We start from the raw sequence: 9,376 nt of genomic DNA on the forward strand, positions 1-9,376 counted from the left end.
GGCGGTGGCCGGCTCGGTCGGCATCCGGGCCGCGACGCTGGCGTTGCCGATCCTCGCCGACCTCGCCGGCCCGGCCGCGGACGGCGAGGTCGGGCTGCCGCCGGTCGGCGCCGCGCTCGCCTCGGCCCACACCGAGGTGGTCGACGCGGGCGGGGCGGCGGGGCTGCCGGCCGTCGACCGGGAGCTGATCGCGGTCGCCGTCGCGGCGGCGGTCACCCTCGCCGACGCGGATGTCGTCCGCGAGCACATCCGGGCCGCCCTGGACCTGGGCGCCACACCGGGGCAGATCGCCGAGGCCGTCGCGCTGGCCTGCGGCATCGGGCTGCACGGGTGCCTGCTCGTCGCCGACGAACTAGCGGCGGCCGCGCCATGACCGCCGCCGGATCAGGTCAGGTCGACGCCCTTCTTCTCCAGGTAGCGGACGAGGTCGCGGCCGGCCTCGGCCACGTGGTCGCGCATCAGGCCGGCGGCCTGTTCGCCGCGGCCCGCCGCGACCGCCGCGATGATCTGCGCGTGCTCGTCGTTGGCCCGGTCGATCCACTGCGGGAACTCCAGGAGCAGGTCGCGCGGAATCGTGACCGCCAGGGCCCGCAGCGCGACGATCAGGCGGCGCGACTGCGCCATCTGGTTGATCCGCCGGTGCAGGTGCCAGTTCAGATCGGCGGCCAGCTGGGCGTCCTCGGCGGCGCCGCACATCTGTGCGTGGCGCTCGGCCAGCTCGGCCAGGTGGGCCGGGTCGGCCCGCTCGGCGACCCGCCGCGTGGCGATGCCGTGCAGCTGGCCCTCGATGAGGAAGCTGTCCTCGATGTCGTGCCGGCGCAGGGGCGCCACGACGCTGTGCCCGCCGCCGTCGCCGGTCAGGAATCCTTCGTACGTCAGCTGCCGCAGGGCGTCGCGGACCGGCATCCGGCTGGTGCCGAACCGCTCGCACACCTGCGTCTGGGCCAGCTTGGTGCCGGGCGCGAGTCGCCCGAACAGGATGTCGTGCCGCAGCGCGTCGGCGATCCGCTGGCCGAGCGGCGTGCGGTCGAGCCGTTCCGACGTCAGACTCACAGGTCCTCCTCTGCGGCTGGTTTGTTCGTTTCCGCCGCTTACTGCCATTTTGCCGCACCGCGTCCGGAGTCGCGGCCATCCCGTCCCTTCCAATATCCCGTATACCGGCGCTTGAGCTGAAAGGGATCCACACGTGTTCTTCGACATGTTGCCAACGGAGCTACGGGACCTCGCGGCGGTCGCCCGCGACGTCGCGACGGAGCGGATCGCGCCGCTCGTACCCGAACTCGAGCGCGGCCGCACGTTCTCACCGGAGCTGCGCAAGATCCTGGCCGGCGCCGGCTTCACCGGGCTCGTGGTGCCCGAGCGGTTCGGCGGCGTCGACACCGACGTCCGGGCCGAGGTCGTCGTCCTCGAGGAGATCTCCAAGGTCTACCCGAGCGCGTCCACCGTGCTGACCGCGACCTGGTTCCCGACCAAGGTGATGGTGCGGGCGGCCGACCGGCCCGACGCGCCGGCCTGGCTCCCCGGCGTGCTGCGGGACGTGGCATCCGGCGACCGGCTCGGCGCGATCGCGGCCACCGAACCCGAAGCCGGGTCGGACCTCGGCGGCGTGGCGACCACCGCGCGGCGCGACGGCGACGAGTGGGTGATCAACGGCAGCAAGCGGTTCATCACCAACGGCGGCCACGCCGACTTCTACGTCGTCGTCGCCCGGACCGGCGGTCCCGGGCCGCGCGGCGTGTCCGCCTTCTACGTCGAGGCCGACCGGCCCGGGGTCGAGGCGGTGCGGTTCGAGGAGAAGATGGGCCTGCACGCCTCGGCGACCGCCGAGATGGTCTTCGCCGACGTCCGGGTGCCGGCCGACCACCTGCTCGGGCCGGAGAACGCTGGCTTCCCCCTGCTGATGCAGGGCTTCGACGAGGGCCGCATCGTCGTCGCCGCCCTCGCGCTCGGCATCGCCGAGGGCGCGTTCGACGCGGCCGTCCGGTACGCCGGCGAGCGGCGGCAGTTCGGGCGGCCGATCGCCGCGTTCCAGGGCATGCAGTTCCTCATCGCCGACATGGCGATCCCGTTGCACGCCGCCCGGTCGCTGGTCTACGACGCGGCGCAGGCCTACGTCGACGGCCATCCGGACGCCGCCCGGCTGGCCTCGATCGCCAAGACGTACGCGAGCGACATGGCGATGGCGGTCACGACCGACGCCGTCCAGGTGCACGGCGGCTACGGCTACGTCACCGACTTCCCGGTCGAGATGTTCATGCGCGACGCCAAGATCAACCAGATCTACGAGGGCACCAACCAGATCCAGCGGATGATCATCGCGCGTTCCTACTTCCCGGACGTCGCCCGATGACCACGCCGGCCCCCGAAGCGCGAGGCGACGTCACCGGGCGGCTGCGCGACCGCGTCGCCGTCGTCACCGGGGCCGGATCGCTCGGCGGCGGGTGGGGTAACGGGAAGGCGGCGAGCGTGCTGTTCGCCCGGGCCGGCGCCCGTGTCCTCGCCGTCGACCGACGCGCCGACGCGGCCGAGCAGACGGCCGCGATCGTACGGGCCGAAGGCGGCGAGTGCGAGCCGTTCACCGCCGACGTGTCCCGCCCGGACGGAGTCGCCGCGCTGGTCGAGGCGTGCCTGCGCCGGTACGGGCGGGTCGACGTGCTGCTCAACAACGTCGGCGTCGGCGTCGTCGCGGGTGTCGAGGACACCGAGCCGCGGCAGTGGGACCTGGTCCACCGGATCAACCTCACCTCCGCGTACCTCACCACGCGGGCCGTCGTTCCGCACATGCGCGAGCAGGGCGGCGGTTCGATCGTCAACATCTCGTCGGTCGCCTCGCTCGGCGCGACCGGCGACCGGCTGACCGCGTACGGGGTCAGCAAGGCCGGGCTCAACCACCTCACCCGCGCTGTCGCCGCCGAGCACGCGGCCACCGGTGTCCGCTGCAACGCCGTCGTGGTGGGTCTGGTGGACACGCCGACCGTGTACGCCGGCCAGCCGGACGCCGACCCGGCGGTCCTGCGCGCGCGCCGGGCCCGGCGCTGCCCGACCGGCGCCATGGGTGACGCGTGGGACGTCGCCCACGCCGCGCTGTTCCTGGCGAGCGAGGAGGCCCGGTACGTCACCGGCGCCCTGCTCGTCGTCGACGGAGGACTGTCGCTGCGCTTCGGCGCGGCGGTGTGACAACGAGAGGAGCACAGATGAGCGAACGCCCGTACGGCATCGTGGACGCCTGGGCGATGCCCTGCCACCCGCCGATCTCCGACCGGTGGAACTCCGATCCCAAACGGACCCACGGAATGGCGCTGTTCGGCGCATCCGGCTTCGGCGGCTGGTCGATCGACGAGCAGGTCGAGGAGATGGACCGGTGGGGCGTCGAGATCGCCGTGCTGTCCGCGATCCGCGAGGCCGACGATGTGAAGATCAGCAACGAGGAGGTCGCCGCCTGCGTCGAGAAGTACCCGACGCGGTTCCGCGGCAGCCTGGCCGTCGATCCGCGCCGGCCGATGGCCGCGCTGCGGGAGATGCAGACATGGGTACGCGACTACGGCTTCGTCAACGTGAAGGTGTGCCCGTACGCGTACGGCTACGACAACCCGCCGAACAGCAAGCTGTGGTACCCCATCTACGCCAAGGCCTGCGAGCTCGGCGTCTCCGTCACCATCCAGGTGGGACACACCGGGCCGCTGCTGCCGTCGGAGCCCGGCCGGCCGATCTACCTCGACGAGGTGGCGCTCACGTTCCCCGAACTGACCATCGTCGGCGCGCACATCGGGTGGCCGTGGGAGGAGGAGATGGGCATGCTCGCGTGGAAGCACGACAACGTGTACGTCGACACGTCGGCCCACGCGCCCGCCCGCTACCCGGAGCGGTTCGTCCGGTTCCTCAAGCGCCGTGCACCACACAAGGTGCTGTTCGGCACCGACTACCCGGCGCTTCGCTACGACCGCGCGGTCGGCGAGGTGTCCACCCTCGATCTTCCGGCCGATGTCGAGCGGATGTTCCTGCGCGACAACGCCTGGAAGGTCTTCGGCCTGGACCGGAGCTGAGGGAGGGAACGTGCTGCATCCGTATGCCCATTACCTGCGGCGCGCCGCGCTGCTGTTCCCGGACCGGCCGGCGGTCGCGGATCCGGCCCGGGACGTCGAGCTGACCTGGCGGGAACTGGCCGACCGGGTGGCCCGGCGTGCCGCCACGCTGGCCCGGGCCGGTGTCGGCCCCGGCGACCGCGTCCTCGTCCGGCAGGTCAACACGCACGGCTACCTGGAGGCGGTGCTGGCGGCGGCCTGGCGGGGGGCTGCGTACGTGCCGGTGCTGGGGGTGCTCTCCGCGGGGGAACGCCACTACATCGAGGAGACTGTGGAGCCGGTGGCCGTGCTCGACGCAGCCTACCCCGGCCCGCCCGGCGATCACGACGGTGAGGCCCCGGTGGACGTGCCGCCGGGCGCTGCCTCCCAGGTCCTGTTCACGTCCGGCTCGTCCGGCCGGCCCAAGGGCGTCGTGCACAGCTTCGACAGCACGGCCGGGGCGATGGGGGCCTGGGCCGCCGTGACGAAGGCGGGGCCGGACCAGGTCGTCCTGGTCACCACGCCGATGAGCCACGCCGCCGGGCGGCTGGTGGAGTCCGCCCTGGTCGCCGGTGGACGGGTGGTGATCGCCGAGTCGCCCAAGCCCGGTCCGGTCGCCGCCGCGATCGAGCGGTACGGCGTGACCCACATGCTGCTGGGGCCGACGGTGCTCCAGGACCTCGTGGACGGCGCCGCCGGCGGCGACCTGTCGTCGTTGCGGCAGGTGGTGTACTCGTCGGCCCCGGCGTCACCGTCGCTGGTGCGGCGGGCACACGAGCGGCTCGGCCCGGTCGTGGCGTCGGTGTACGGCTCGACGGAGGTGCCGGCTCCGGTGACGGTGCTGGACACGGCCGACCACGAGCGGGCGATGGCCGGCGCCGCGCATCTGCTGACCTCGTGCGGGCGCGAACACCCATGGGGCGTGCAGACGCGCATCGTCGACGACGACCTGCGCGAGGTGCCGCCCGGCGAGGTCGGACAACTCGCCCTCTGCACGCCGTGGCTGGCGTCCGGCTACTGGCGTCAGCCGGAGGCCTGGGCCGAGCGGCTCCGGGACGGCTGGTTCCTGACCGGCGACCTCGGCCGGTACGAGGACGGCTACCTCTATCTGGTCGACCGGCGCGACGACATGATCATCTCCGGCGGCTACAACGTGTTCCCGACCGAGGTCGAGCACGTGCTCGGCGAACACCCGAGCGTGCGCGAGGTGGCGGTGTTCGGCGCGCCCGACGGACGGTGGGGCGAGGCGGTGGTCGCCGCGGTGGCACTGCGGCAGCCCGCTCCCGCCGACCCGCCGGCCGCGCTGATCGCCCACTGCCGCGACCACCTGCCGCGCTACAAGGTGCCGAAGCGGATCGTGGTGCTCGACGACCTGCCCAAGTCGGGGCACGGCAAGCTCTCCCGCCGCCTGACCCGGCAGCGTGTCGTCGGCGACAGCGCGGTCGTCCATGGCGCGGAGTGAGGTGTCGCGTTCCGCAGCCGGGAGTACGGCCCGTCATCCGCCTGTCAGGGCAACGCCGTCGGGTGGCGGGTCGGTGAACAGCTCGGCGAGCCGGGCCCTGGTCCGGTCGGTGAGGATCTTGGTGGCGTCTTCTCCGAGTGGTGTCAGCGCATGCTGCCGTACCGCGGGGTGTTGTGCCGGCGCGGGGCAGATGAACACCGCGAGGATCCGCAGGGCCCGCAAGGCTTCTTCGTTGGAGATGAGGTCGAGCAACGGTACGCCGGAGAATGCCGCCACCTGGAACCCGCGCCACGCCTTGTCGACGATCAGGCCGACGACGGCTTCGGTGACGTTCGGCCGGCCGGCCTGCAACGGCGAGCGCAGGATCATGTGCTTCACCTGACCGGGGATGCTGTCGAAGCCGCGCCGGGTCGCCTCGACGACTCGGGCCATGGCGATGAAGAGGTCACACCAGCCGTGGTGGGTGAGGTCGCGCCTGACGCCCCGGGCATCTGCGGCGGCGCGATCGAGCTCCGGTGTGATCTCCCGCCATGCTCCGCGCGCCATCTCTTCGGCGAGCGCGGTCACCTGCTCGGCGGGGGACGGGTAAGCCTCGGTCTCGCCCCCGGCGTGCGGAGGTGGGGTGGTGGCGAGCCAGTCTGCGATGTCGACGCGCGCGAGGTCGGTGGCGACCTCCCTGTTGACGCGGTCCTTCTGCGCGCGCTGTGACCGATCCTGCGTCCAGGACAGCTTGTTCTCGAAGAACTCCCGTCGCCCTCGACGGCCTGCATCGTCCTGGTTGACGAGGTCGAGCCATCCCTGCACGCCGTGCTGAGAGCCGCCGCACTCGCTGCAGACGCAGCGATGTTTTTCAGCCTTCGCGCAACGAGGGTTGTGCCTGTCGGCGTCCATGTCGGGGCCACCTCGCTCATCCGGCAGGCCCGGGTCGCGGCACGGCCGGAACGTTACTCAATGCGATTTGATCGATACCTCACGTTACTTGTCGACCGACGTCAATGGAAGCTGGAACAGCGATGCGGCCTGCCGGAGAAGCGTTGGCTCGGTTCGGCTGCGCCATATCGCACCAGCCGGAAGTTCGTGGGCGGCTGCCCACCGGAGAATCAAAGCGCCTGGATGTACGGTCCTTCGTCATGAGCTATGACCTGATCTTCGTACCCCGAGGCGACGACCAGTCCTGGGAGGACGCTCTGGAGGCGGCGGCGGAGGCCGACAGCGACGAGTGTCCGCGCGCCGAGGCGTGGAACGGGATCGTGGCGGCGGCGCGGCAGGTGCTCGGTGAGGTCTCCGTGTTCGAGGGGGCCGACAACTACGAGCTGACGCACGAGCCGACCGGCGTCCAGGTCAGCTACTACGCGGACGAGGTCAGTGTCACCGTGCCGTACTGGTACCGGGGCGGTGACGCCCGGGCCGTCGTCGCGGCGGTGCACCGGCTCGGCGCGGTCGTCGAAGCGGTCACCGGTCTGTCCGGCTACGACCCTCAGGCGGAGCTGCCGTTGGCCGAGGCCGCCGCGCGGCCGGAGCTGGCCGTCGCGGCCTTCGACGAGGTCGCCGAGTCCTTCGCGAGGCGCGGGATCTCCAGTCCCAGCAACGGCTGAACGCCTGCCTGCACGCCGGCAGGTCGCAGTGGCGGGGCGCTGTCGGATCGGCTGCGGCGTGCGACGCTCGTGGCGTGCGTACCGTCTTCGTCTTCCCGGCCATGGCGCAGGCCGCCGTCGTCGCCCTGCTCGACCGGCTGTCGCCGGATCAGAGACATCCGTGGCTGGTGGACGGATGCCTGTACCCGGATCTGACCGACGAGGACGAGCACCTGTACGCGGACTGGGAGCCGGCGGCGGTGCGGGCCCTGAGCCGCGCCCGCGGTGACCGGCCGAGGTGGGCGGTGCAGGTCGACGTCTCGGGCCGGGTCGACGGGACGGTGGAGGTCCGTCGCCTGACGTTGACGCTGCTCGGTCGGGGCGGCGTCGCGATGGACGACTACTCCGACCATGTCTGGACGGCGGAGCAGATCGCCGCCGACGCGACTGTGGACGGGCTGCGCTTCTTCGACTTCAGAGGCCACTACGAACGGAACCGGCTCGCCCGGTAGCCGGCCGACCGGGCAGCTTCCCGCCGCGCTCAGCCGCCGACGCACCCCGTCACCGCCCGGCCAGTTGGTGCCACGAGGAACATTGGCGGTGGGCGATGGCATCCTGATGGGCCCGGATGATTCTCGTCCGGATATTCCGTCGCCGCATTGAGAAAAGCGCAGCCCCGAAAACCGGGGAACTGGATTGTGGCGTCGGAATGGATGCCCTCGGCGTAGTAGAGCATGTTCGGTCCCGGCGACTGCCGTCCGCCGCACCGCACTCTCAGCTTCTTCTAAGGCGAAGAATTGTGGGAACCGGTTGCGCGAAGTCGAGTCCTCGCATAGCGGCGGGAGGGCGCGCAGTCTTCGCGGCAGCGTTTTCCGAATCCCGCTGACAGGCGTTCCGTCAGTGCCGGATATTTGTTTTGCAAACGTCGAACCGGCGGCGCCGGCCGGTCGCCCTGTGCTGTCTGGCTCTCCGTGGCAGATCACCCGAAAGGAATGTCAGATGAACGCTGCGCCTGACCCGACCGGAATGCCCACCGTCGTCCTCGTTCACGGGGCATTCGTGGACGGGTCCAGCTGGAACGGGGTGATCGCCGATCTCCGGCGCCGCGGCTACCCGGTCATCGCGGTCGCGAATCCGCTGCGCAGCGTGCGGGGGGACGCCGCCTACCTGCGCGCGCTCGTGGACAGCCTGCCCGGGCCGGTCGTGCTCGCCGCCCACTCGTACGGCGGCGCGGTCATCACCGAGGCCGCGGACGGCGCGGCCAACGTCCGGGCCCTGGTGTACGTCGCCAGCTTCAGCCCGGACGTCGGCGAGTCGGTGGCCGACCTGAACGCACGGTTCCCCGGCAGCATGCTCGCCGACAACATCCAGGCGGTGCCGATTCCCGCCCAGGACGGCAGCGCGGACATGGACCAGTACGTCAAGCAGGAGACCTACCCGGACTTCTTCGCCCCCGACGTTCCCCGGGACACCGCCGCGGTGATGGCGGCCACGCAGCGGCCGACCGCGGCGAACACGCTGACCGACAGCGTGACCCGGGCCGCTTGGCGGAGCATTCCGTCCTGGACGCTGGTCACCGACCAGGACCTGGCGATCCCGCCGGACCTGCAGCGCTTCCTGGCCGAGCGGGCCGGGTCCACGACCGTCGAGGTCGCCGCGTCGCACGCGGTGACGGTCTCCCAGCCCGGCGCCGTCGCGGACCTCATCGACACCGCCGCCCGCGCCACGTCGATGTGACGTCACCCGGTCAGCAACCCGGTGTCGGTGGCAGGCGCTGATCAGAGCAGCACGAGTTCCTGGGCCAGCATGTCGGTCCAGGTGCGCCGGGTGACGTTGCAGCCGGTGTGTTCCACGAACTGCCGTAGGGCGCGTCGTCGAAGGACTCCGGCGGCGGGCTCGCACCGGCCGTGACGGCGGTGCGGCGGCCGTCCGGCGCCCGGCGAGACGTCACTCACCTCCCGCCGGGCCGGACGCGGCCGTCGCCGCCGTGTCAGTCGTGTCTCAGCTCCCGGCGCACGTGACGGTGGCGCCGCTGCCGTTGCCGGCGCCCTGGAATCCGAAGGTGGTGGTCTGGCCCGCGCCCACCTGCCCGTTGTAGCTCTGGTTCGCCACGGTGACGGTGCCGCTGGTACCGCTGGGCACACCGTTCCACAACGAGCTGATCGACGCGCCGCCCGGCAGGGCGAGCGTCACGCGCCAGCCGGTCAGCGCCGTGTTGCCGGCGGTGACGGTGACGGTGGCGACGAACCCGCCGTTCCACTGGTCCTGCACCACGTATG

The 9,376-nt window shown here is 71.8% G+C and carries 12 protein-coding genes; 8 read left to right on the top strand and 4 right to left on the bottom strand.

What is annotated here, in order from left to right:
- The coding region (locus tag KBX39_RS13565; RefSeq protein WP_210870838.1) for a carboxymuconolactone decarboxylase family protein at positions 1-373 on the top strand (373 nt) is incomplete at its 5' end.
- Between the two features lie 11 nt (positions 374-384).
- Here KBX39_RS13565 and KBX39_RS13570 read toward each other — a convergent pair.
- Positions 385-1,053 carry a GntR family transcriptional regulator gene (locus KBX39_RS13570; RefSeq protein ID WP_051611001.1) on the bottom strand — a complete coding sequence of 223 codons (669 nt, stop codon included), beginning with the start codon at positions 1,051-1,053 and terminating at the stop codon, positions 385-387.
- Between the two features lie 133 nt (positions 1,054-1,186).
- Here KBX39_RS13570 and KBX39_RS13575 point away from each other — a divergent pair, with 133 nt between their 5' ends.
- Genes KBX39_RS13575 through KBX39_RS13590 form a run of 4 tightly spaced genes read left to right on the top strand, consistent with a single transcriptional unit; the run spans position 1,187 to position 5,523 of the window.
- On the top strand, positions 1,187-2,350 hold the full coding sequence (locus KBX39_RS13575; protein WP_210870841.1) for an acyl-CoA dehydrogenase family protein: 1,164 nt from the start codon (positions 1,187-1,189) through the stop codon (positions 2,348-2,350).
- Complete coding sequence (locus KBX39_RS13580) at positions 2,347-3,177, top strand: SDR family NAD(P)-dependent oxidoreductase (RefSeq protein ID WP_051610999.1); 831 nt, start codon at positions 2,347-2,349, stop codon at positions 3,175-3,177. The genes KBX39_RS13575 and KBX39_RS13580 overlap by 4 nt, the downstream gene beginning before the upstream one ends.
- 17 nt (positions 3,178-3,194) lie before the next feature.
- On the top strand, positions 3,195-4,043 hold the full coding sequence (locus tag KBX39_RS13585; protein WP_210870844.1) for an amidohydrolase family protein: 849 nt from the start codon (positions 3,195-3,197) through the stop codon (positions 4,041-4,043).
- Positions 4,044-4,053: 10 nt separating this feature from the next.
- On the top strand, positions 4,054-5,523 hold the full coding sequence (locus KBX39_RS13590; RefSeq protein WP_210870846.1) for an AMP-binding protein: 1,470 nt from the start codon (positions 4,054-4,056) through the stop codon (positions 5,521-5,523).
- A 33-nt stretch (positions 5,524-5,556) separates the two neighbouring features.
- Here KBX39_RS13590 and KBX39_RS13595 read toward each other — a convergent pair whose 3' ends face one another.
- On the bottom strand, positions 5,557-6,414 hold the full coding sequence (locus KBX39_RS13595; protein ID WP_104113701.1) for a hypothetical protein: 858 nt from the start codon (positions 6,412-6,414) through the stop codon (positions 5,557-5,559).
- A 239-nt stretch (positions 6,415-6,653) separates the two neighbouring features.
- Between KBX39_RS13595 and KBX39_RS13600 the strand changes: the two genes are divergently transcribed.
- The 3 genes from KBX39_RS13600 to KBX39_RS13610 all read left to right on the top strand — a co-directional run bounded on the left by KBX39_RS13600 (position 6,654) and on the right by KBX39_RS13610 (position 8,834).
- Complete coding sequence (locus tag KBX39_RS13600; RefSeq protein ID WP_104113700.1) at positions 6,654-7,118, top strand: hypothetical protein; 465 nt, start codon at positions 6,654-6,656, stop codon at positions 7,116-7,118.
- Positions 7,119-7,192: 74 nt separating this feature from the next.
- Positions 7,193-7,609 (top strand): hypothetical protein, encoded by a 417-nt coding sequence (locus tag KBX39_RS13605; protein WP_187693296.1) that lies wholly within the window; start codon positions 7,193-7,195, stop codon positions 7,607-7,609.
- A gap of 487 nt (positions 7,610-8,096) precedes the next feature.
- Positions 8,097-8,834 (top strand): alpha/beta fold hydrolase, encoded by a 738-nt coding sequence (locus KBX39_RS13610; RefSeq protein ID WP_247660173.1) that lies wholly within the window; start codon positions 8,097-8,099, stop codon positions 8,832-8,834.
- 41 nt (positions 8,835-8,875) lie between these two features.
- On the opposite strand, the gene KBX39_RS33325 is transcribed toward KBX39_RS13610, so the two are convergent.
- Positions 8,876-9,052: a hypothetical protein gene (locus KBX39_RS33325; protein WP_223201123.1), complete on the bottom strand. Its 177-nt coding sequence runs from the start codon at positions 9,050-9,052 to the stop codon at positions 8,876-8,878.
- A gap of 46 nt (positions 9,053-9,098) precedes the next feature.
- A partial coding sequence (locus tag KBX39_RS13620; RefSeq protein WP_210870849.1) for a cellulose binding domain-containing protein occupies positions 9,099-9,376 on the bottom strand: 278 nt, incomplete at its 5' end.

It is taken from the genome of Micromonospora sp. D75, from assembly GCF_018070405.1.
GTDB classification, from domain to species: Bacteria; Actinomycetota; Actinomycetes; order Mycobacteriales; family Micromonosporaceae; genus Micromonospora; species Micromonospora chalcea.

Coding starts and splice junctions, on each gene's coding strand:
- KBX39_RS13580 (WP_051610999.1), top strand. CDS start 2,347: ATGACCACGCCGGCCCCCGAAGCGCGAGGCGACGTCACCGGGCGGCTG.
- KBX39_RS13585 (WP_210870844.1), top strand. CDS start 3,195: ATGAGCGAACGCCCGTACGGCATCGTGGACGCCTGGGCGATGCCCTGC.
- KBX39_RS13595 (WP_104113701.1), bottom strand. CDS start 6,414: ATGGACGCCGACAGGCACAACCCTCGTTGCGCGAAGGCTGAAAAACAT.
- KBX39_RS13600 (WP_104113700.1), top strand. CDS start 6,654: ATGAGCTATGACCTGATCTTCGTACCCCGAGGCGACGACCAGTCCTGG.
- KBX39_RS13610 (WP_247660173.1), top strand. CDS start 8,097: ATGAACGCTGCGCCTGACCCGACCGGAATGCCCACCGTCGTCCTCGTT.